The sequence below is a fragment of the Mesorhizobium sp. M0040 genome (assembly GCF_040323505.1).
In the GTDB taxonomy this organism is placed as follows: Bacteria; Pseudomonadota; Alphaproteobacteria; order Rhizobiales; family Rhizobiaceae; genus Mesorhizobium.
Map to the genome: position 1 here is coordinate 51830 of NZ_JAMYVA010000024.1, position 22600 is coordinate 74429.

Annotated in this window: 23 protein-coding genes; 19 read left to right on the forward strand and 4 right to left on the reverse strand. The window is 60.1% G+C overall.

Translation table 11 applies throughout. From position 1 onward, the window contains the following. The first annotated feature begins 128 nt into the window (after positions 1-128). The 18 genes from NKJ91_RS20470 (at position 129) to NKJ91_RS20555 (ending at position 17119) form a co-directional block, all read left to right on the forward strand. Positions 129-449 carry an iron-sulfur cluster assembly accessory protein gene (locus tag NKJ91_RS20470; protein ID WP_352457013.1) on the forward strand — a complete coding sequence of 107 codons (321 nt, stop codon included), beginning with the start codon at positions 129-131 and terminating at the stop codon, positions 447-449. Positions 450-710: 261 nt separating this feature from the next. Beyond that, positions 711-956 carry a NifU family protein gene (locus NKJ91_RS20475; protein ID WP_352457014.1) on the forward strand — a complete coding sequence of 82 codons (246 nt, stop codon included), beginning with the start codon at positions 711-713 and terminating at the stop codon, positions 954-956. Next, positions 907-2124 (forward strand): cysteine desulfurase NifS, encoded by a 1218-nt coding sequence (gene nifS / locus NKJ91_RS20480; RefSeq protein WP_352457015.1) that lies wholly within the window; start codon positions 907-909, stop codon positions 2122-2124. The genes NKJ91_RS20475 and nifS overlap by 50 nt, the downstream gene beginning before the upstream one ends. Continuing rightward, entirely contained in the window at positions 2121-3329 is a 1209-nt protein-coding gene (gene nifV / locus NKJ91_RS20485) for a homocitrate synthase (protein WP_352457016.1), read from the forward strand. Before nifS ends, nifV begins: the two co-directional genes overlap by 4 nt. Further along, positions 3326-3706, forward strand: coding sequence for a nitrogenase stabilizing/protective protein NifW (gene nifW / locus NKJ91_RS20490; protein ID WP_352457017.1), 381 nt, complete (start codon positions 3326-3328; stop codon positions 3704-3706). Before nifV ends, nifW begins: the two co-directional genes overlap by 4 nt. A gap of 157 nt (positions 3707-3863) precedes the next feature. Then, positions 3864-4715 carry an electron transfer flavoprotein subunit beta/FixA family protein gene (locus NKJ91_RS20495; protein ID WP_352457018.1) on the forward strand — a complete coding sequence of 284 codons (852 nt, stop codon included), beginning with the start codon at positions 3864-3866 and terminating at the stop codon, positions 4713-4715. 18 nt (positions 4716-4733) lie between these two features. Next, entirely contained in the window at positions 4734-5843 is a 1110-nt protein-coding gene (locus tag NKJ91_RS20500; protein WP_352457019.1) for an electron transfer flavoprotein subunit alpha/FixB family protein, read from the forward strand. Positions 5844-5852: 9 nt separating this feature from the next. Next, entirely contained in the window at positions 5853-7160 is a 1308-nt protein-coding gene (locus tag NKJ91_RS20505; RefSeq protein WP_352457042.1) for an FAD-binding protein, read from the forward strand. Positions 7161-7171: 11 nt separating this feature from the next. Continuing rightward, a complete protein-coding gene (locus NKJ91_RS20510) occupies positions 7172-7471 on the forward strand; it encodes a ferredoxin family protein (RefSeq protein ID WP_352457020.1) in 300 nt (99 codons plus the stop codon). Positions 7472-7642: 171 nt separating this feature from the next. Then, a complete protein-coding gene (gene nifA, locus NKJ91_RS20515) occupies positions 7643-9406 on the forward strand; it encodes a nif-specific transcriptional activator NifA (protein WP_352457021.1) in 1764 nt (587 codons plus the stop codon). A gap of 238 nt (positions 9407-9644) precedes the next feature. Then, positions 9645-11123, forward strand: a complete 1479-nt coding sequence (gene nifB / locus NKJ91_RS20520; RefSeq protein WP_352457022.1) for a nitrogenase cofactor biosynthesis protein NifB — start codon at positions 9645-9647, stop codon at positions 11121-11123. Between the two features lie 31 nt (positions 11124-11154). Continuing rightward, a complete protein-coding gene (locus NKJ91_RS20525; protein WP_352457023.1) occupies positions 11155-11349 on the forward strand; it encodes a 4Fe-4S dicluster domain-containing protein in 195 nt (64 codons plus the stop codon). 99 nt (positions 11350-11448) lie between these two features. Beyond that, a complete protein-coding gene (locus NKJ91_RS20530; RefSeq protein WP_031256099.1) occupies positions 11449-11769 on the forward strand; it encodes a nitrogen fixation protein NifZ in 321 nt (106 codons plus the stop codon). Continuing rightward, entirely contained in the window at positions 11766-11978 is a 213-nt protein-coding gene (gene nifT / locus NKJ91_RS20535; protein ID WP_352457024.1) for a putative nitrogen fixation protein NifT, read from the forward strand. Before NKJ91_RS20530 ends, nifT begins: the two co-directional genes overlap by 4 nt. Positions 11979-12014: 36 nt before the next feature. Next, the gene (locus NKJ91_RS20540) at positions 12015-12920 is read left to right on the forward strand and encodes an SIR2 family NAD-dependent protein deacylase (RefSeq protein WP_352457025.1); all 906 of its coding nucleotides are present in this window, start codon (positions 12015-12017) and stop codon (positions 12918-12920) included. Positions 12921-12993: 73 nt separating this feature from the next. Then, the gene (locus NKJ91_RS20545) at positions 12994-14862 is read left to right on the forward strand and encodes an ABC transporter ATP-binding protein (RefSeq protein WP_352457026.1); all 1869 of its coding nucleotides are present in this window, start codon (positions 12994-12996) and stop codon (positions 14860-14862) included. Then, the gene (locus NKJ91_RS20550) at positions 14862-16757 is read left to right on the forward strand and encodes an ABC transporter ATP-binding protein (protein WP_352457027.1); all 1896 of its coding nucleotides are present in this window, start codon (positions 14862-14864) and stop codon (positions 16755-16757) included. Before NKJ91_RS20545 ends, NKJ91_RS20550 begins: the two co-directional genes overlap by 1 nt. Positions 16758-16915: 158 nt before the next feature. Then, entirely contained in the window at positions 16916-17119 is a 204-nt protein-coding gene (locus NKJ91_RS20555) for a hypothetical protein (protein WP_352457028.1), read from the forward strand. A gap of 246 nt (positions 17120-17365) precedes the next feature. Here NKJ91_RS20555 and NKJ91_RS20560 read toward each other — a convergent pair whose 3' ends face one another. The 4 genes from NKJ91_RS20560 to NKJ91_RS20575 all read right to left on the reverse strand — a co-directional run bounded on the left by NKJ91_RS20560 (position 17366) and on the right by NKJ91_RS20575 (position 22113). Beyond that, positions 17366-18406 carry an LLM class flavin-dependent oxidoreductase gene (locus NKJ91_RS20560; protein ID WP_352457029.1) on the reverse strand — a complete coding sequence of 347 codons (1041 nt, stop codon included), beginning with the start codon at positions 18404-18406 and terminating at the stop codon, positions 17366-17368. A gap of 91 nt (positions 18407-18497) precedes the next feature. Then, complete coding sequence (hisC, locus tag NKJ91_RS20565; protein ID WP_352457030.1) at positions 18498-19637, reverse strand: histidinol-phosphate transaminase; 1140 nt, start codon at positions 19635-19637, stop codon at positions 18498-18500. Between the two features lie 234 nt (positions 19638-19871). Continuing rightward, positions 19872-21644 carry a nif-specific transcriptional activator NifA gene (gene nifA / locus NKJ91_RS20570; RefSeq protein ID WP_352457031.1) on the reverse strand — a complete coding sequence of 591 codons (1773 nt, stop codon included), beginning with the start codon at positions 21642-21644 and terminating at the stop codon, positions 19872-19874. Between the two features lie 253 nt (positions 21645-21897). Beyond that, entirely contained in the window at positions 21898-22113 is a 216-nt protein-coding gene (locus tag NKJ91_RS20575) for a hypothetical protein (protein ID WP_352457032.1), read from the reverse strand. Between the two features lie 273 nt (positions 22114-22386). Between NKJ91_RS20575 and NKJ91_RS20580 the strand changes: the two genes are divergently transcribed. Next, the gene (locus NKJ91_RS20580) at positions 22387-22596 is read left to right on the forward strand and encodes a hypothetical protein (protein ID WP_156937379.1); all 210 of its coding nucleotides are present in this window, start codon (positions 22387-22389) and stop codon (positions 22594-22596) included. Positions 22597-22600 lie beyond the last annotated feature (4 nt).

The window sequence follows — 22600 nt, forward strand, 5'->3', positions numbered from 1 at the left end:
GCAGCAATGGACTCACAAGAACCACCGCAATGTCAGAGATGCCGCGCTGTGTTGAAACATTTTTTCGCTTTGGCACGGTGCATGCAACGTGATGCGCAAGCAGGTCCCGGACTGAGGAGAATGGAGCCATGATTACGCTCACCGACAACGCTGTTGCCGCCATCAAGACTGCTCTTTCCGGCGCCAGCGAGCCGGCGGAAGGCTTTCGCATCATGGTCCAGGCCGGCGGCTGCGCCGGCTTCAAATACTTAATGGGCCTGGAGAGCGTGTCGCGCGAGGGCGACGCCATCACCGAGACAGATGGGATCAAGCTGTTCGTGGACGCGGGCTCCCAACCGCATGTCGCCGGCATGACCGTCGACTTCCTCACCGGGCTCGAATCTTCCGGCTTTGTCTTCGATAACCCCAACGCGCGCGAGAAGTGCGGCTGCGGCAAGTCCTTCAGTTGATCGCCCGAAGCGCCTGTGCGGGTCAATGAAGCGATTGCCGCCGACGCACTCATTTGCGGCAGAGGAGGCTTATATGGCCGGCACAACAGATGTCCCTGTCCTCAAGAACAAGGCAAGGTCGAAGCCGATCTTGGGACCGGCAATCGCTTCAGGTAGGATGCAAAGAACGTCGCCTCCCGAAACAGTTCGGTTCCTGGTGGCACCCAAGCTGGCGGCCAAATCGCGCCGCTGCGCCAAATTCGGCTTATCGATAACGTTGTCGTGTTGGGGCGTCCTTACCTGCGGGCTGACGGCGGCGACTGCGGACTTGTCCATGTCGACGCCGATCCGGTCTACGTCAAACTCTCGGGCGTCTGCGCCGGCTGCCAGTTCGGGCCCATCATCATCAACGGCATGCGCCAGAGGCTCAATGAGGCGGTCGCACGCTCGCGTCATTCCGGTCAACTGAGGATCGCACATGAAACCTGTCTACCTCGACAACAACGCAACCACACGGGTCGATCCTGAGGTCGTGCAAGCGATGTTGCCGTTCTTTAGGGATCAATTCGGCAACCCTTCGTCGGCGCACGCTCTTGGCGCCGCAGTCAGTGCGGCGGTGAGAAAGGCGCGGAGGCAGTTGCAAGCTCTGATCGGCGCGGAGTTCGACGATGAGATCACCTTCACCTCGGGTGGGACAGAAAGCGACAATGCAGCGCTTCTTTCGGCGCTCGAGGCGGCGCCCAACCGAACCGAGATCGTGACGTCCGCGGTCGAGCATCCCGCCGTGCTGACGCTCTGCGCGCATCTTGAGAAGACCCGCCGCGTCAAGGTGCACAGGATCCCGGTGGATTGCCGTGGCCGGCTCGACCTCGACGCCTATATGGCCGCCCTCACCCCACAGGTGGCAATCGTCTCGATAATGTGGGCGAACAATGAGACTGGTGTGATCTTCCCCGTGGCCAGGCTTGCCGAGTTGGCCAAGGAAGTGGGCGCCCTTTTCCATACCGATGCTGTGCAGGCGGTCGGCAAGCTTCCGATGGACCTGAAGTCGACTGCAATCGACATGCTGTCGCTCTCCGGCCACAAGCTGCACGGGCCGAAAGGGATCGGCGCGCTTTTCGTAAAACGTGGCGTCAATTTCCACTCGCTGATCAAGGGGGGCCACCAAGAACACAACCGGCGTGCTGGCACCGAGAATACGCCCGGCATAGTCGGGCTCGGCATGGCGGCCGAACTCGCCTTGAAATTCATGGACGACGAGACCACACGGGTAAAGTCGCTCCGCGACCGTTTAGAGGACGGGATTCTCCAGCGCATCCCAAGCACCTGTGTCACTGGAGATCCCCTGGAACGGTTGCCCAACACCGCAAACATCTCCTTCGAACATGTCGAAAGTGATGGAATTCCACTCCTCCTCAGCCGCGTGGGCATCGCGTGTTCCTCCGGCTCTGCCTGCACCTCCGGCTCTCTGGAACCGAGCCATGTCCTGAGCGCGATGAAAACGCCACACGCGGCAGTCCGCTTCTCCTTGGCGCGGGACAACGGCGAAGCGGACGTCGACCGGGTTCTCGGGGTCATACCGGCAATCGTGGAGAAGCTGCGTGGCTTTCCCAGTTCTGGGCCGGGTAAGCGAAGCTCCAAAGACGTCCAATCCGGCCTATGCCTGAGCGGCAGCAGAACAGGCTACCGTTCATGACCCGTCATGTCTTTCTCAACGATACGACCTTGCGCGATGGCGAGCAGGCGCCCGGCGTCGCCTTTACCAGGACGGAAAAGCTGGAGATCGCCGAGTCTCTTGCGGCGGCCGGCGTCACAGAGATCGAGATCGGCACGCCGGTCATGGGCGCCGATGAGATCGAAACAATTCGCGCCGCGGTCGCGCGGCGTCTCCCGGTTCGGCTCATGGCCTGGTGCCGGATGACGTCGCTGGATCTCGATGCAGCGATCGAGAGCGGCGTCCACGCCGTCAATCTATCGCTGCCCGCGTCGGACATCCAACTTGCCGCCAAGCTCGGCCTCGATAAGGCGGGAGCGCTCCAGGTCATCGAGCATATGGTCAGGCGCGCAGCCGCCGCCGGCTTCTTTGTCGCGGTGGGCTGCGAGGATGCCTCGCGGGCCAATCGGGATCATCTCGCCCGCGTCATCGAGACGGCTGCACGCGCCGGCGCAAGCCGCGTCAGGCTAGCCGACACAGTCGGCGTTCTCGACCCGTTTTCGACCTTCGAACTTGTCGCCCAGCTCGTGGCGCAGTCTCCAATCGACCTTGAATTTCATGCGCACAACGATCTCGGACTTGCTGCCGCCAACACGCTGGCCGCGATCCGCGCAGGCGCGCGCCATGCGTCCGTCACCGTCCTGGGGCTCGGCGAGCGTGCGGGCAATGCCGCGCTGGAAGAGGTGGCCGCCGCGATGGCGGTCCTCGACGGCGCGGATACCGGCATCGAGCTGACGGCATTGCCCGACCTCGCCGGTCAGGTGGCTTGGGCCGCCCGCCGGCAGCCCGCGGCCATTAAGCCGGTCGTCGGCGCCGATGTTTTCACGCACGAATCCGGCATACACGTCGCAGGGCTGCTGAAGGACTCGCGTACTTATCAAGGGCTCGATCCGGCTCTCGTGGGCCGCTGCCGGCGTATCGTCATCGGCAAGCATTCCGGCGCCACCGCGATTGCCCATGTGCTGAGCGAAAGCGGTCGCGATCTCGACCCGGATCTGGCAGCCGCAATGGTGGCCCGCGTCCGGCGCGAGGCGGCCGAGACCAAATCGACCGTCACTGCAACTCAACTGGTCGAGCTCTACGATGGAATGTGCAGCGAGGCATCCCTCGCGGAGCTGTGCGGGTCCCGGTCAGCCGTGCGCGAGCGCACCGACACCACAGTTTTCCGACCAGGGAGAATGCAATGAATTGTTCCGCTGACAGCCGCCCCATCGATGTCACCGACATCCTCGCACGACTGAAGCGCCTGTCGGCTGCGGAGGAGTTCTTCGCAGTCCTTGGCGTCTCCTATGATCCGAAGGTGCTGAATGTCTCGCGGCTCCATATCATGAAGCGCGTGGGCCAATACCTTGCCGAAGAAGATTTCTCCGGTCTGCCCGACCAGGTGATTGCCGCGCGGGTGCGCGCGACGCTCGAACGCGCTTACGAGGACTTCGTGATTTCCTCGCCACTCACGCATCGGGTCTTCAAGGTGCTCAAAGACCACGATCCGAACAAACCTGCCACGCCGCGCCGCACCTTTGTCCCGTTCGACTCCGTACTGAAGCGGTTCGGACAGGAATGACCGCGACACGGGTTGCGACGCGACAATGTCGAGAAGCCGACAAATCCGGTCATCACCACGGCGCCCTCAGAAGCAACCAACAGTTGGCACGAATGATGCAACCCAAGGAGATGAACCGCCAAGCCCGCATCCGGACAGGAGCCTGGAGAAACCGCCAATGCACATCGTAATCTGCATCAAGCAGGTGCCGGACTCGGCACAGATAAGGGTCCATCCGGTGACGAACACGATCATGCGCCAGGGTGTTCCGACCATCATCAACCCTTACGACCTGTTCGCCCTCGAAGAAGCCCTCAGACTGCGCGACGCCTATGGTGGCGAAGTCACCGTGCTCACTATGGGTCCGCCCATGGCAGAGGACGCGCTGCGCAAGGCGCTCGGTTACGGCGCCGACCGAGCGGTGCTCTTGACCGACCGCTATTTTGCCGGCTCCGACACGCTGGCGACCTCGTTCGCCCTTTCCCAGGCGATCGCGAAGGTTGGCGAGACGTTCGGCACGCCAGACCTCGTCTTCACCGGCAAGCAGACGATCGATGGCGACACCGCCCAGGTCGGGCCCGGCATCGCCAAGCGCCTCGGACTCCTGCAACTGACCTATGTCGCGAAGATCGCCTCTATTGACCTTGCTGCGCGCGAGATCAGGGTCGAGCGCCGCTCCGAAGGCGGCACACAGATGCTGAAGAGCAGGCTCCCTTGCCTGATCACCATGCTGGAAGGCACAAACGAGATCCGCCGGGGCTCGATCCAGGACGCCCTGTGCGCCGCGCGCAGCCAGGTCTTGAATTGGAGTGCGGCCGACGCCGGCATTGAGGATCTCACCAAATGCGGCCTGCGCGGTTCACCGACGGTGGTCAAGCGCGTTTTCGCGCCTCCTGCGCGAGCGGAAAAGGCGGCAAAAATCGACACCGCCGAGATGGCCTTGCGCGATGTCGCTGACGAACTCATCACGGCAATTTTCACCCGCCAGCCGGCATTGGAACATGAGCTCGCCTTCAACGGCGGCGCGTGAGAGGGCAAGGAGCAGACGATGTCGACCGCGAACCGAGAAACCCCTCGCCCTGCCGCCGGCCGTGCCGGCATAAAGAAGGAGCTGCCCGCGCATTTCAAGGACTACCGGCACGTTTGGGTTTTCATCGAGCTCGAACGCGGCCAGGTCCATCCCGTATCATTCGAACTGCTCGGCGAAGGCCGCAAGTTAGCAGACAAGCTTCAGGTCCAGCTTGCGGGCGTCGTGCTTGGACCGCCGGGAGAGGCCATCGGGAACGCCGTTGCCGAAGCGTTCGCTTATGGCGCCGACCTTGTCTACATCGTCGAGGCGCCGCTGCTCGCCGACTATCGGAACGAGCCATTCACCAAGGCGATGACGGATCTGGTCGATACCCACAAACCCGAGATCCTTCTTCTCGGTGCCACCACACTCGGCAGGGATCTTGCCGGCTCCGTGGCGACGACCTTGCAGACAGGGCTCACGGCCGACTGCACCGAACTCGATGTGGATACCGACGGTTCGCTCGCCGCCACCCGTCCGACTTTCGGCGGTTCCTTGTTGTGCACGATCTATACGCTCAATTTCCGCCCCCAGATGGCGACAGTGCGACCGAGGGTCATGCCCATGCCGCAGCGGGCGGATAAACCGGTCGGGCGTGTCATCCGGCACAAGCTCTCGGTAGCCGAGGACGAGATCGTTACCAAAATCCTCGGCTTCCTGCCGGATAGTCAGTCGGCAAAGGCAAATCTTGCCTATGCCGACGTCGTGGTTGCGGGAGGCCTCGGTCTAGGCGCGGCGGAGAACCTGCAGCTTGTGAAGAATCTCGCGCGAGCAATCGGCGCCGAGCACGGCTGTTCGCGCCCGTTGGTCCAGAAGGGCTGGATGCCAGCTGATCGGCAGATCGGCCAAACTGGCAAGACCATCCGGCCGAAGCTTTACATAGCGGCCGGGATTTCCGGCGCCGTCCAGCATCGGGTTGGCGTCGAGGGGGCGGATCTCATCGTGGCCATCAACACCGACCCGAACGCGCCGATTTTCGATTTCGCTCACCTCGGGATCGTCACCGACGCGATCCGCTTCCTGCCCGCACTGACGGAAGCCTTCACCCGGCGGCTGTCGCCCCACAGTCGCGACAAGCTTGCGAGCTAAGGGATGGACATGATTGAGGAACAATTCGACGCCATTGTTATTGGGGCCGGCATGTCCGGAAACGCAGCTGCTTACACCATGGCCAGCCACGGCCTGAAGGTGCTGCAGTTGGAGCGGGGTGAATATCCGGGCTCCAAGAATGTCCAGGGTGCCATCATGTACGCGAACATGCTGGAGAAGATCATCCCGGATTTCCGGGACGATGCGCCTCTCGAGCGGCATTTGGTTGAACAGCGGCTTTGGGTGATGGACGACACATCCCATACCGGGATTCACTATCGGTCGGACGACTTCAATGAGGCGAAGCCCAACCGCTACACGATCATCCGTGCCCAGTTCGATAAATGGTTTTCGCGTAAGGTGCGCGAGGCCGGCGCGACGGTTCTGTGCGAGACGACCGTGACGGAACTCATCCGTGACGCCAAGGACAGGGTGATCGGCGTCCGCACAGACCGGGCCGGCGGAGCCATCTACGCGGACGTGGTCGTCCTCGCAGAAGGTGTCTGCGGACTGCTTGGCACGCGGGCCGGCCTGCGCGAGATGCCGAAGCCGCAAACCGTGGCGCTCGCCGTCAAGGAAATGCATTTCCTGCCCGAAGAGGTCATTGAGCAGCGGTTCGGCCTCAAAGGCGATGAAGGCTGCGTGATCGAGGCGGTGGGCACGACCTCCCGCAGCATGGCCGGGCTCGGCTTCCTCTACACCAACAAGGAGTCGATCTCACTGGGCATTGGCTGCCTCGTCTCCGATTTCGCCGCGATGGTCGAGAGCCCTTACGTCCTCCTCGACGCCTTAAAAACCCATCCTTCGATCCGGCCGCTGATTGCCGGCTCGGAAGTGAAAGAATATTCCGCGCATCTCATTCCCGAAGGCGGCTACAAGGCTATTCCGCAGCTCTTTGGCGACGGTTGGGTCGTGGTCGGCGATGCCGCGCAACTGAACAACGCCATTCACCGCGAGGGTTCGAACCTCGCCATGACCTCCGGCCGCATCGCGGCTGAGGCAATCATCGAGGTCAAGAGCCGCAACGGTCCTATGACCAAACGGAATCTCGCCCTTTACAAAGCCATGCTGGACAAGTCCTTCGTGGTCAAGGACCTAAGGAAATACAAAAACATGCCGGCCTTGCTCCACACCAATTCCTGCAATTACTTCACGACTTATCCGCGGTTGATGTCGCAAGCCGCGCAGAACTTCATGCGTGTCGACGGCACGCCGAAGATCGAGAAGGAAAAGGCGACCACGGCGGCCTTCATCAAGGCGCGCTCGCGCTGGGGGCTGGTCAGCGACGCGGTCCGCCTTGCATTGGCGTGGCGCTGAGGGGAGACGAAATGACGATCCCAGTGACGAAGTCACGTGTCGAGGACAAGCTTTACCAGAACCGCTACTTGGTGGATTCCGGCCGTCCGCATATCAAAGTGCGACCGCACGAGAGGCCAAGCGCGAACCTGCTCGCGCTGACCCACGTCTGCCCCGCGAAATGTTATGAGTTGAACGACAAAGGTCAAGTGGAGATCACTGCCGACGGCTGCATGGAGTGCGGCACCTGCCGGATTTTGTGTGAGACCAGTGGCGAGATCGAGTGGAACTATCCACGCGGCGGTTTCGGAGTCCTCTTCAAATTCGGATGACCGACGCACGCACGTATCAAGAGGGTTAATCTCCACCTGAGGTCGCGACCAACGCCAAGTCTATGTTTGCTTAATCGCAACGAAGAGAAGCTCGTGAATACTGTGCTTTCACAATTCAGACTCAGACACAAAAGGAGGAGCACTCTGGACGACAACCGCTGAGGTGTTTCCATGGCTCACGTACCGCAAGATCGGGTCGACGAGGTAGCACCTCGGGATACCCGCCCTGAACCGCCCATCAAAAGCATGCCCCAAGCAGATATCGCGCTCAGGGGACTCTACGAGATATCGAAGGTGCTGACCGCCCCCAGCGAGCTGGAGATTACGCTCGCCAATGTCGTGAACATCCTGCCTTCGTTTCTGCAGATGCGTCACGGAGCAATCGTCGTCCTGGACGCTGAAGGAGAGCCGGAGATTGCCGCAACTGCCGGCAATACCCACGCACCTCAATCAGGCACTCGCCGCGTCATACCACAGGCCATAACAGATCAAATCGTCGCTACGGGGACGCCGCTCTTCATACCGGACGTCCGCAAGTCCCAACTATTTCAGGCTGACCTTCAAACATCTTCGAGCAGCGGCACCATCCCAATTGCCTTTATCGGTATCCCGCTAAAGGCTGATCATAAAATCCTTGGGACATTGTCGATCGACCGCGCCGGAGACGGCGCCACCGACTTTCGCGACGACGAGGACACATACTTCCTGACGATGGTCGCCAACCTTGTCGGCCGGACGATCCGTCTCCATCGCATCCTGAGTACAGATCGTCAGCGGTCTGTCCATGAGCAATGGAGACCGGAGAAATCGCCCAACGAGGGGAGGACCTACGACCCTGCCCGGCATGCGGATGTCAAAATCGACGGGATCATCGGGGAAAGCCCCGCACTCAAGCAGGTGCTCGAAACCGTCTCGGTCGTAGCAGGGACCAATTCCACCGTGCTACTGCGGGGTGAAAGCGGCACCGGCAAGGAATTCTTTGCGCAAGCCATCCATAAGCTCTCACGTCGGAGGAAGAAGTCTTTCGTCAAATTGAACTGCGCCGCACTGTCTGAAAGCGTTCTGGAGTCAGAACTGTTTGGGCATGAAAAGGGCGCTTTCACGGGTGCTATCTCCCAGCGCGCCGGTCGTTTTGAATTGGCAAATGAGGGAACGCTGCTACTTGATGAAATCGGCGAGATTTCGCCGGCCTTTCAAGCCAAGCTGTTGCGTGTCTTGCAGGAAGGCGAGTTGGAGCGAGTCGGCGGCACCAAAACGCTACAGGTCGACGTGCGCCTCATATGCGCCACCAACAAGGACCTCGAGACGGCCGTCATAAAAGGGGAGTTCAGGGCCGACCTTTATTACCGCATCAATGTGGTGCCAATTATCCTGCCTCCGCTCAGAGAGCGACCCGGCGATATTCCACGCCTTGCGAACGCCTTCCTCAATCGATTCAACAAGGAGAACGATCGCGCACTCGCCTTCGCGCCGTCGGCGCTTGACCTGATCTCGCAATGCTACTTCCCTGGTAACGTCCGCGAGCTGGAGAACTGCGTCCAAAGGACGGCCACACTTGCGCGTTCAAGGACGATCACGCCATCCGATTTCGCCTGTAAGAAGAGCCAGTGCCTTTCCTGGCTCCTCTGGAAGCGAGGCGACCGCTCGAATGGCGGCAATATCATCGACGATCTCGCACGGGTCAACGCAGGGCCGGTCGGATTGCGGCTGCCGGCCAGTCGCATCGGTGCCTCCGCAGGCAACGTATCTCCCCTTGCGGCCGGCGATCCGAACGATCCCGCTTGTCCCCCGCGTCTGACGGAACGCGACCGGCTGATCGACGCGATGGACAAGGCCGGTTGGGTTCAGGCCAGGGCGGCTCGTATCCTCGGCCTCACGCCGCGGCAAATCGGCTACGCGCTGCGCCGACATGGCATCGAGGTGAAGAAATTCTAGACGTTGTGATGACGTCAAACGTAAGCCCGGAGTAGTCTCCCTCACACTCTGCGCGCCCAAGGCTGGTAGCCTTCGCGACCCGATTTGCTTGTCCACTGTCGGAAGCCCGACAAAGGTGTGTCGGAGCAATCCGACGGATTCCGACACGAAAGCCAATTCGTGAACCAAAACCGCTCTTTGAGCTGGCATAGCTCTTGCGGTTTGAACTGCGACAGTCACCCAGCAACGGAGCCGTTCGATGTCCGCACCGGCAATTTCGCTTGAGAGCCTCAGCACGACATTCGATGACCAGTTGCTTGCCACCGTGAAAGCCGGTGGCTGCGCGTCTTCGTCCTGCGGCTCGTCGATAAAGCCGGACGACACGGATCCGGCTGTCTGGGACAAGATCAAGGATCACCCCTGCTTTTCAGAAGAGGCGCATCACTATTTCGCGCGCATGCACGTCGCGGTCGCGCCCGGCTGCAATATCCAGTGCAACTACTGCAATCGCAAATATAACTGCGCCAACGAAAGCCGGCCTGGGGTGGTCTCCGAAAAGCTGACGCCCGACCAGGCGCTACGCAAGGTGATCGCGGTCGCCAACGAGGTGCCGCAGCTTTCCGTGCTCGGCATCGCCGGACCTGGCGATGCCTGTTACGACTGGAAGAAGACGAAGGCAACGTTCGAACGAGTCGCCAGGGAAATCCCAGACATCAAGTTTTGCATCTCCACGAATGGGCTCGCGCTGCCGGACCATGTCGAGGAGCTTGCCGACATGAATGTCGATCACGTGACGATCACCATCAACATGGTCGACCCTGAGGTCGGTGCAAAGATCTATCCTTGGATCTTTTACGACCATCGCCGCTACGTCGGCATCGAAGCCGCCCGGATCCTGCACGAGCGGCAGATGTTGGGCCTGGAGATGCTGACCGCGCGCGGCATCCTCACCAAAATCAATTCGGTGATGATCCCCGGCGTGAACGATGAGCATCTGATCGAGGTGAATAGATGGGTCAAGGAGCGAGGCGCGTTCCTGCACAACCTCATGCCGCTGATTTCGGACCCGGCGCACGGCACGCACTACGGACTGAGCGGGCAACGCGGCCCAAACGCAATGGAGATGAAGGCTCTTCAGGATCGTGTCGAAGGCGGCGCCCAGTTGATGCGCCACTGCCGGCAGTGCCGGGCAGATGCCGTCGGCCTGCTCGGTGAGGATCGTGGCCAGGAATTCACACTCGACCGGATTCCCGGCGAGGTCACCTACGATGCCAGCAATCACAAGGCCTATCGGGAACTGGTCGCGGAGGAGCGCCGTGATCACGTGGCGGCTAGGAGAGAAGCGATCGGATTGGTCAAGGCAGCGAGCCCCGGCAAGTCCCTTCTCTTCGCGGTGGCAACCAAGGGCGGCGGCCGCGTCAATGAACATTTCGGCCATGCGAAGGAATTCCAGGTTTATCAAGCCTCGCCGAGAGGGATCAGCTTTGTCGGGCATCGGAAGGTGGAGCAGTATTGCCTCGGCGGCTGGGGCGGAGAAGCCGCCCTCGATGGCGTCATCGCAGCGCTTGAGGGCATAGATTTCGTGCTGTGCGCCAAGATCGGAAATTGCCCGCAGGATCAGCTCGCGGACGCTGGAATCCGAGCCACCGACGCTTATGCCCATGACTATGTCGAGACCGCAATCAGCGCGATTTACGCCGCCGCGTGTGGGACCCCCGCACTCGCGGCGACGGCCTGAGCTGTCTCATTCATTCGGACCAGGAGTTAAAATGGCTTTCAAGATCATCGCATCCCAATGCACCCAATGCGGCGCCTGCGAATTCGAATGTCCCTCCGGCGCGATCAAGTTCAAAGGCGAGAGCTACGTGATCGAGCCGCACAAGTGCACCGAGTGCGAGGGGGTCTTCGATGCGCAGCAATGTGCCTCGGTATGCCCGGTGCCGAAGACCTGCGTTCCTGCGTGACGGACATTGGGCTGCCGACATGGTCGGGGATGCCTTCGCAGGACGCCTGGAACGCCTTTGTTCACGATCTGCAGCCTCAAGAGAAATCAGGGAACGGACATGTCGCTCGGACGCGAAGAGGAGGTCGAAATCCGCAGGCCTCCACGATTCATGCCGGGAGAGCGGGTACGTGCCACTCGCCACATAAAGAATGACGGCACCTATCCTGGCAGGGAGATCGGCGAAAATCTCGTGCGGAAGGGCGACGAGGGATATGTGCGCGACATTGGCACCTTTCTCCAGCAGTTCTTCATCTATGCGGTCGAATGGATCGACCGTGGCACCGTCGTCGGCATGCGAGCGCGTGAACTGATGAGCCTCGACAAAGCCGAGGCGCCCTGCAGTGCTGAAAGCAATACCAATGAAGGGACGGCCAGATGAAAGTCATGATCCGCAGGACCGATGCTGGCTTGTCGGCGTATGTCCCGAAGAAGGACCTCGAAGAGCCGATCATCAAGCTCGAGAAGGAAGAGTTGTGGGGCGGAACTGTGACGCTCAGGAACGGGTGGCGGCTCCTCTTACCCGATCTTCCACGGGATACGCGTCTGCCGATCACCGTCGAGGCAAAGAAGGTTTCCGAAGAGGACTGATGCTGCCCCTTGATAGGTGCGTCGCGAGGAACGAGCATGAACACGATCCTGACATCGGGCCACCTGGTCATCGTGCGGGACAGTTTTGCCGAAAAGCTGCTTGACCTGGCGAACGAAGCTCTCGCCGCCGATCAGGTGATCCCCTATCTCGGTCCGGGTCTTCTTGGGTTCAACTGTGCGGAACCGCCTGTGCCGCATACGCCGGAGGTCGTTGCCGCGGCACTCAATGCACGGGCGCCAGCCCCTTCCAGGATCCGCACCAATATGTGGTCGGTTGCGCAGTTCATCGAACAGCGCCGGCATCGCCGGACGCTTCAAGCTTGGATGACCGACATATTCGCAGCGCCGGTGGCGCCCACCCTCCTCCACGCCTGGCTCGCAAGGCTGCCGCTCTCCCTCATCGTCGACAGCTGGTACGACGGCGCGATGCGCACGGCTCTCGTAGAGACCGGCCGAACGGACGTCGTTGAGATACAAGGCGTCACGCGGGCGAACGAAATCGGTAACATTTGGACGAAAACCTACGATTTGTCCGGGAGGGAACTCGACCCCCGATCGGGGGCAAAGACGGTTCTCTATACACCTCACGGGAGTATTAGGCCGGCGCAAAACTTTCTCGTCGCAGATTCCGACTATGTCGAAGTCCTGACCGAAATCGATATCCAGACACCGATCCCAGACGTGGTGAAGGAACGGCGCATCACCCGTGGATTTTTCTTCGTTGGCTGCCGCTTCGACGATCAGATGCTGCGCACCTACGCCAGGCAGATCATGAAGCGCTCCCGAGGTCCACATTGCGCGGTAATGGACGCGGAAACGCTGACCAGAAACGAAGCGCGTTTCCTTGCGGCAAGCGGAATCACGGTGATCGACATGCCAGTAAGTGAAGCCGCGGCTCGGCTTATAGGAACGGGCACTGCTGCAGGTGGTGGACAGGATTAACAATGGCGGGCCCCTTTGATGATTGGTCCTTCGGCTTGCCTCGAAGGCGCAAAATGCAGTCGGGAATACACCCGTGAGCAGTGAAGCTATCGGCAGCGCAACGAACGCTCTAAATTCGTTGACCCATGTGGAAGCGGCGCGCTGGGGCCGGGATTTGAGTACGCTGTTGCGCATCACGCGTATGAATTTGCGGCATCCCTGGCAGGTCGCCTTCGCTATGGGCTCGACGGTCCTGGCGGCAATCCTCCAGTTGCTCATTCCCCAGCTTCTCGGCCGGGCCGTCGACCTGACCCAGACAGCCATCGGGGGCGGTGTCGCGGGGACCGCGGCAGGACAAGCGCTCTGGATCCCGGCTCTCCTGCTGCTCGCCGTCAGCGCGCTACGCGGCCTTTTCACGATGGCGCAGAACTATTTTGCCGAAGCCGTCGGGCATCATGTCGCGTACGAACTGCGGCTCGCCTACTACGACAAGATCCAGCGTCTCAGCTTTTCCTTTCACGACCGGGTCCATTCAGGCGATCTGATCACCATCGGAATGCTCGATCTCCAAGGCGTGCGGATGTATTTTTCCACCGCGCTCGTTCGCGTGCTCCTGCTCACCATGCTGATCGGGATCGGCGCCTACATGATGATCTCGACCGATCCCATGCTCGGCCTGGTCGCGCTGAGCTTCGTGCCTTTTGTCGCCTGGCGCTCATCGGCCACACAGCTTAGGCTGCGCGCCACCTGGCTCGACCTGCATGAGCGGCTTTCAGTACTAAGCCGCGTGATGGAGGAAAATCTCGCAGGCATCCGCGTGGTCCGCGCTTTTGCGGCTCAAGCCTATGAGATGCTGAAGTTCGACGGCGCTTCCAAGAACGCGCTCGACCTCGCCCACGACCGAGTTGACATCTACGTGCCCAGCACGTCGGCGATGACCTTGTCCTTCTTTTTCGCAATGGGATTGGTGCTCTGGATCGGTGGCAGCAAGCTCGTCGCTGGCGAGATAAGCGTCGGAACGGTGGCGACCTTCCTGACCTTCATGACAATCCTGCAAATGCCAGTCCGCCAGATCGGCCTCATGGTCAATGCCTTTGCCCGCGCTTCTAGCTGCGGTTCGCGGCTTTTCGGTCTCCTCGACCAGGAGATCACAATCAGGGATGCTCTCGAGGCCAGACCGCTCGAGATAGGCGACGGCACTCTGCGCTTCCACAATGTCTCGTTTGCGTACCCCAGCGCCGAAAACCGCGCCATTCTGAAGAACCTCAGCTTTGAGGCCCGTAGAGGCGAGACGATCGCGATCGTCGGTCCGCCGGGTTCGGGCAAATCGACGATAGCTCATCTGGTCCCCCGCTTTTATGACGTGACCGGTGGCGCCATCACGCTGGACGGCCAGGACATACGCAATGTCACCCTCGCGACGCTTCGCAAGGCGGTCGCCGTCGTACAGCAGGATGCATTCCTATTCACCACTACGATCGAGAACAACATCGCTTATGGCGATCCCTGGGCGAAGAGACAGCGAATCGAACGCGCTGGCGAATTCGCCCAGCTCCACAACTACATCCTCGGGCTCCCAGCGGGCTACGAGACGGTCGTGGGCGAACGCGGCGTCTCTCTCTCTGGCGGCCAGCGCCAGCGTCTCACGATTGCTCGCACCATGATGCTGCGCCCCTCCGTCGTCGTTTTCGACGACTCAACGGCCGCGATCGATGCCGGCACCGAGCAGCGCATCCGCGCGGCGATGCGGCGCTTCGCCAAGGATCGGGTGACGATCATCATCGCGCACCGGCTGAGTGCGCTTGTGCATGCCGATCAGATCCTTTTTGTCGATAACGGCGAAATCGTAGAACGCGGCACGCATCAAGAGCTTTTGGCAAAGCGGGGACGCTACAGGGCCCTTTACGATCTCCAGACGCGCCCGGGTGATGACAATATGACCCAGTATGGGGGCGCCCGCTGATGGCGCAGGGCCGCGCCGGCGAAGTCGAAGCCGAACGTGACGACGGTAGACGCCCTCCGCGCGCGGTTGTCGGCTCGCACCGCATCGAGGAGGAGATGTTCGGCCGGGCTTTCGACAAGAGCATCCTCCGGCGCATCTGGGCTTTCGTCCGTCCCTATCGGGCCAGGGTAGTCATCACGATTGCAGCAATGCTGATCTTCACCGGGACGCAGCTTCTCATCCCGTTGATCATCCGCTACGCGCTCGACCAGGGCATGAACCCGGCAAGGACCGATCGCTCAGCCCAGCTCACGGCCGTCGGCGCGTTCGTTTTGGCGATTTTGGTCAATTTCGCTGCCGGCTACATGCAGGAAACCGTGGTTGGGAAAGTGGCCGAAACTGTCCTGTTCGACATCCGCCGCGCCATGTTTGGCCATCTGCAGAAGGTTTCGCTCTCCTTCATGGACAAGACCGAGGTCGGACGCCTCATGTCGCGTCTGCAAGGCGACGTCAACTCCATACAGGAATTCCTCGAAACCTCGGTATATTCCGTAGGCGATGTTGCGCTTCTCTTCGGCATCGTTTTCGTAATGCTGTGGCTCGACTTCCGCCTCGGCCTCCTGACGCTCTCGGTTCTGCCGGTCCTGGTGATCGTCCGCATTGTCTGGCTGCCGCGTGCCCGCGACGCCTTCATGGCCGCACACGAGACTAATTCCGTCGTCAACGGCGCGCTGGCCGAAGCCATTCACGGCGTGCGCACCGTCCAGTCAATGGACCGCCAGCAGGTGAATTTCATTCTTTTTGACGACAAGGCCCATGCCAACCTCAGGACCCACCTGATCGCTGCCAAATATGCACTGGTCATGGTGCCTATCGTCGATGGCCTCACCGGCCTCGCCATGGCCGCCGTTATTGTGGTCGGCGGCTCGATGGTCATGAATGGCCGCATAGATGTGGGCGTATTGGTTGCCTACCTATTTTACATCCAGCGCTTCTTTGACCCGATCCGCTCACTCACCCTGCAATATTCGGTCATGCAGCGCGCCATGGCCTCAGGCAAGCGCCTGACCGATGTGCTCGACGTCAAGATCGATGTTCAGGACAAACCCAATGCCGAGGTGCTTTCGCCCGAAATGGACGGCTCGGTCGAGTTCAGGGACGTCACCTTCGGCTACAATCCGAACCGTTCGGTGCTGAAAAATGTCTCCTTCCGGGTCAATCCCGGCGAGACGGTCGCACTGGTCGGGCCGAGCGGTTCTGGCAAATCGAGCGCGATGGCCCTGGTCCACCGCTTCTATGATGTTCAGCAGGGCCAAGTGCTGGTCGGCGGATATGATGTGCGCGATCTCACCCAGGAATCGCTCGGCCGCCAGGTCGCCATGGTGCTACAGGAGCCGTTCCTGTTCACCGGGACGGTCTTCGAGAACATTCGATACCACAAGACGGAAGCCACGCGCGACAAGGTGATCGAGGCCGCCAAGGCGGTCGGCGCCCACGACTTCATAATGAGCCTCGCCGACGGGTATGAGACCCAACTTGGCGAACGCGGCGACAACTTATCTCTCGGCCAGCGCCAGCTTATCAGTTTCGCCCGCGCCCTCGTCGCCGACGCCAAGATCCTTGTGCTCGACGAAGCTACCGCCAACATCGACAGCTACACGGAAATGCAGATTCAGAAGGCTCTAATAAAGCTGCTTGAAGGCCGCACTGGCCTCGTCATCGCCCACCGTCTTGCCACGATCCGGGGTGCCGACCGCATCATCGTGCTTCAGAATGGCCAAGTTATTGCGACTGGCAACCACGATCAGCTAATAGCCATGGGGGGCCTGTATTCCAAACTCTACAATCTCAACTACGCCTCCTTTGACGATATTCCAGAACACGATACGACCGTACAAGCCGGCTCCCAGACCTGACGTCTTGGCGGCCTTGTGGTACTGACATTGACTTCGGGCGTGCCGGCGGACACTCAGGCCGCCGCAGACGAGAAGCAGGCAGCATTCATGCAAAGCACTCGCGCGGATCGTGAAGACCGGCTGCGAACGATTTCCTCCAGCGTCGTTATCCGACCGCGGTGCACGCCGCGACATCGGGCGAACTCGCTCCAGGTGGTGTCGCTCGGCGTAGCAAAGCCGCTCGCGAGCGCGCCCTCAACAGCGCCGTAGCGAGTGACGGCTTTGCTACCGCCGAGCCGCTGATGAAGCTGGATGCGGGAGCCGCCACCGGCGCCGCCCCGGTCGAGAAGAACCTCTTGCGGCGGGCTATGGGCAACGACTAGCGCGAGCGCGACGAGCAGATGCGTGCCGGCATCGTGACGCGCTCGGCCATCATCTCCTTAGGATCGTGCAGTCTCACATCGTGCCCAGATGCCGGCCAACGCACAAACCTGGTAATCTGTGCCGCCGGCTCGTCGTCAGTTTGGCCTCCCTCACGATTTCCCAATCCCCACCACGTGCACGCTCGAGCAATGTGAGCGAGCGCTGTTACAACGATTTACCTTCGGATCAGACCGCGAATTTCATGGTCAGCCAAGTCGAGCCATGATTTCGGATTGAATGGTCGTCGCGGTGTATAGGGAAGCATCTAGCGGCAGATTCCCAAATGCCAGTTGACAAAGAAGGTAGTTAGCACCTGCCTCTTCCAACTGACTGAGCAGAGCTTCTCGCACAGACGCTGCTGATCCTATCACGCACAATTCACTCTCGACTGCCGCATCGAAGGTCAGCGGCAGGTTGGGTGGAGTGGGGATAGCGTTAAGCTCGTAAAGGAATTGGAAGCTCTTGAGCCATCGTTCGTAAGCAGGTGCCGCGAGCGAATAGGCATGTGTGTCACAACGCCCAACCACGACCATGCGGAGCAATCCAATAAATGGCGCTCGATCGCCCGCGCCAGTGTTGTCCTCTTGATAGGCGCGGAACGCATCAGTAGTTTTGCGAACAGAAGAGGAAGGTCCTACACACGCGATATTTGCTCCATTCGCAGCGGCCCAGGCTGCGGACTCGGGCCGATTGGCGGCGACCCATGTCGGCGGATGTGGACGCTGATGAGGTCTTAGCGTCAAAGGAACGTCATTGAGCTCAAAATGGCGGCCTTGATAGCACAGCGTGCCAACCTTCATGGCATTAACAAGTATTTCAACAAGAATTTCGCTGGCTTCCGCATAGCGGCCCGGCACCGCGTCCGCACCAATCCCGAAGTAACCCAATTCGATCGGGAGAGCACCGCGCCCTATGCCCAGTTCGAGCCTGCCACCGCTCAACTGGTCCAGCATACAGATCTCTTCGAACGCACGCAGCGGATGATAAAGCGCAAGCAGCATCACCAAGGGTCCGAGACGCAGGCGCCGGGTGCGCTGGGCGACGCTCGATAAGAACAGATTCGGCGATGGACCTCTCCCATGGGGGGTACAGTGGTGCTCGGCGAGATGATAGGCATAGAACCCTAGCTGATCGCACGCCTCTGCTAATATCAGGCGATCTTCGTACTGCCGGGCGATATCGAGGCCGTCCTCGTCCAGATGATCGAAGATCCCGAAGGCTAGGTTTGAAGGAAAGACGTTTGTCACTCGATATTGTCCCCGATTTTAAAGAAAAATGTTGTCGTGCTTGGGTGACCAAGCAAGTCTAAAGATAGCAATGTGTGATATCGGATTAGCGTCAGCGTACCGAACGAGCAGAGCCTGACGCTCCCCTGCCCGTGGTGCTTGGTATGTTTAAGCTTCCAACTATATCGCGAGCGGCAGCAAGAAATGCATCCAATTGCTCTTTTGTGCCGATGCTGACGCGGATGCAATGTTCCAAACCATTGTCCGGAAAGTAGGCAACGAGTATCTTTTGCCTTTCCAAGGCTGCTTGCCACCATGAGCCGTCCTGTCCCGCTGGCACACGGGCTAGCAAGAAATTTGCGTGGGAGGGCGTTACGGAAAATCCAAGTTGCGACAGTGCGGCTGTCACTCGCTGTCGTTCATGTCTGATGTGCTTGTGGTTCTCTGCGTAGGCGCCGCGATGCGCAAGCACGCTGATACCAACCGCATGCCCGATCACGTTCATGTTGAAGACGTTCTGGATGTTGCGCAGCCTGCCAATAATCTCAGGGTGACCGAAACCGAAACCGACGCGAATGCCGGCGGCGGCATAGCTCTTCGAAAATGTTCTCAAGATCAGAAGGTTCGAATAACGGTTGATGAGGCGCAGCCCGTGATCGGGTGCAAAGTCGACGTAGGCCTCATCAAGGACGACCAGGCGATCCGATTGTGCCACGAGGCGTTCGATATTGCTTATCGAGAGGAATGTTCCGGTCGGATTGTTTGGATTGGCCACCAGAATGAACTTGGCGTCTTTTGCCGGACCGGAAAGCAATTGCTCCATTGGCAGCGAATGAGTTTGACATCCGATCTCGAGAAACTCAGCACCATGCAACATGGCAAGTTTGCGGTTGAACGAAAACCCTGGCGATATCATCGCCACCTTGTCGCCAGGGGCGAGGAAAGCTCTGTAGATGAGTCCGAGCAGTTCAGACGACCCGTTGCCTGCGATGACCTGATCCGTGGATACCCCATAGGTATTGGACGCTGCTTCCCTCAAGCTGATGTTATCGTCGTCCGGATACAGATACTGGCGATTGAGGGCCGCCACTGCACTTTGCATTATGATTGGCGGCAACGGAAACGGGTTCTCATTCGTATTCAGCTTGACAAAACTTTTGTCCGGCGCTGGTCCGTTGGACGGCAGAGCATCTAACTGTCGCGTCTCTTGCGGAAGAGACGAAAGCACAGCTTGCAGTTTTGCATCGGACATATTTTATCTCCGTTTCAGTCGCACAGGGCATCCGTATGAGCTCGCAACGAGAGCAACATGGCGGACGGATTGACGATGGCAGCGTCGCCTTTCACAAGATGGTCGCAACGCCGGCTGCCACGGGAATTCGGCCAGGCTGTCCTCGGTCGGATCGACTTGACGCGGACGCGGATCTGCATCCCTGCGCGGGCCAAGCCGCTAAGCGGTCTCAGCTAATCGGCCTGAGTCATGCTTTCACAGACGCTTGACCTCGATGCCGTATTTCCTCAGCACGTAGCCAATCTGGCGCGGGGTCAGTCCAAGCAGGCGCGCCGCCTTTGCCTGCACCCAGCCACATCTTTCCATGGCAGCAATGACGCGCTCGGCGTCGGTGGTCCTCGCGCCCAATGAGTGGGTTGCTCCGGCAGGCGGGACTGTGGTGGCGGCCGAACGAGCGGCCGCATCCGGCGGCGTGGCCGGATTCACTGCCTCTGGGAGGATCGGCGCTGGTTGCAGCGCGGCCTTGCCCGATCTGCTCTTCCGCAGCGCCTCGGCAAAGCATTGGTCGTGGGAGCACGCAAAGTCGTTTCTCCCGATTGATCGTCCCTCCGCCAGGATCGCTGTCCGGTGCACGCAATTTTCAAGCTCGCGAATGTTGCCGGGAAATTCACATTTCATCAGTACTTCAATCGCACGCGCATCGAAGGTCAGCGTACGGCCGTTCTCATCGTTGAAATTCTTGAGAAACTCAGCTGCGAGGAGCGGAATATCGCTGCGCCTTTGGCGTAATGCCGGCACCAGCAAGGGAACCACGTTGATGCGATAATATAGGTCGGCGCGGAACTCATTCCTTGCAACCGCCTCTTCAAGGTTCCTGTTCGTGGCGGCAATCACGCGAACGTCGACCTTGATGGTCTGGTTGCTGCCGACGCGCTCAAACTCCTGCTCCTGCAGCACGCGCAGTAGCTTTGCCTGGAAGGAGGCCGAGATCTCGCCGATCTCATCCAGAAACAACGTCCCCTTGTCGGCGAGCTCAAAGCGACCCTTGCGGGAATTGAACGCGCTTGTGAAGGCACCCTTCTCATGACCGAACAATTCGGATTCCAGGACTGTCTCTGGCAGCGCTGCACAATTGAGTTTGATGAAGGGCCGCTTGGCGCGCGGCGACAACTCGTGAATTGCCTTGGCGACCAGCTCCTTCCCGGTACCGGATTCGCCTCGCAACAGAACCGTGGTCTTTGCCTTAGCTACAACTGCGATCTTCTCGAGCAGCGCGCTTAGCGCCGGACTATCGCCAATCATTCCCTTGACGTGAACCTTCTTGCGCTGCGGTGCAGGGTGCTTGACATCAGAGAATTGCGTTTGCAGCCGATCTTCCACCTCCGTCGGTCGTTCGCGGTCGCCCGCGGAGAAGCGGTGCAACTTGACTGTCTGTCCCACCATGTTGGCTATCATGGTGAGCAGCCGGACATCATAATCGAGCCGATACGTTGACCTGCTGTCCAAGGCGCGGTCGATAGTCAGCGTGCCTACGGCGTTCCCATCAACACGAATGGGAACGCCGATGAAGGACACGGTGTCGGAGGCCCCAAGCACCTCTATGTCAGCGGCAGTGAAGGCCGAATGCACCGCTATGTTCTCGGCGACGAGCGGCGTGTCCGTCGTCACAATCAGATCGATTGCCTTGCGCGGCAGGCGCATCCGGGAGCGCTCATCGCTGTTCTCGTCGCAGCCGGTGACTACGGTGATGTCCAGTACGCCCTCAGCGTCGAAGAGAGCGATGATGCCGTGCCGCATCTGCACAAACGAGGGCAGGAGATCGACGACCTTGGCCAACGTGACTTCGAGCCGGGCGGGGTCGGTGAGTACTTTCGATATTTCGAAGATGCCGGTAAGCGCGTGCTCGTGCGATGGCACAAAAGGGACCGCGGTGTTCATCTCGGAGTTTGGGTAAGCCCTTTTCGCATCCGGAAGCGAAATGCGGCACTCGCTGGCATTTTGTTCTGATTTGGGAATGTTGTGGTGCATATGATCCTCGATCTCGCGCCATGATATGCATGCCGGCGGCATGTGCGCCCGCGACGTCGCGGGCAAGCGCGAAAATGCTCTGACGTGAACTCGTGCCACCGCCGTGTGGTCGAGTGCAAAGCGGGTCGACCCCTGACGCATCGCTTGGCTCTCCCTCCACGAAGCTTGGCCACGTTCTCGGCTTGCACGGGGGCAACCACACGTTGATTTTCAAAAGACTGGAGCGAGGCGGGATAGTCAATCGAGCTTTCTTTCATTCGTGAAAGGAAACCTCGCGGCCTATGATAGAATTCATCAGTTCTAATTTTTTGTCGGCGATGTTGAACGACAGAAATACGGCGCCGGCGATGCGGTGCCCGAGCGGCTGACCGCGCCGAGTATAAATTGCCGGGCCGTGCCATTCACCAGCGCCTGCGAACCAGGGGCGGGAGCGATAATCACTGCCGACGACACTGGTCGGTCGCGGCAACCGCCATTTCCTCGATATTGATGACGCCCATAACGCGGCGGCGTCGCGTGTGAAGGCGCGAAGCTGGCGGTCGAGCGCGGCTTTCTCGGCGGTGCTCGGAACTTCTGAACCGCATCGTCGCGGTCAGCACCAGCGGCGTCAATCCCTACGTCTCGACGTCGCTTTCAAGCTGTCGCTGCAGCGGCAGCGCGGCAAAGAACACGGCAATTCTCCGCTCTGGTGCCAGCGATGCGGCCCTTCCCAAAGTCGGCAAACCGAGGAGCCCACCACGATGTGCAGCAAAACCGCAAGCCAGAGAGATCGACCGGCAATCTGCCGGAGAACATCAAGCGCGTGCTGGACGGCGGCCTTGTCATTCCCGTCTTGTGCCACCGCATTCATCCCATCATTGGCGAGCCCAACGTCAGTTCAGGTCATGCGGATCCATTTGGCATGGGTATTGCGGCGGCGTTGGTGCAGCGTTCGACCGGAGCGCCGCGATAGGGAG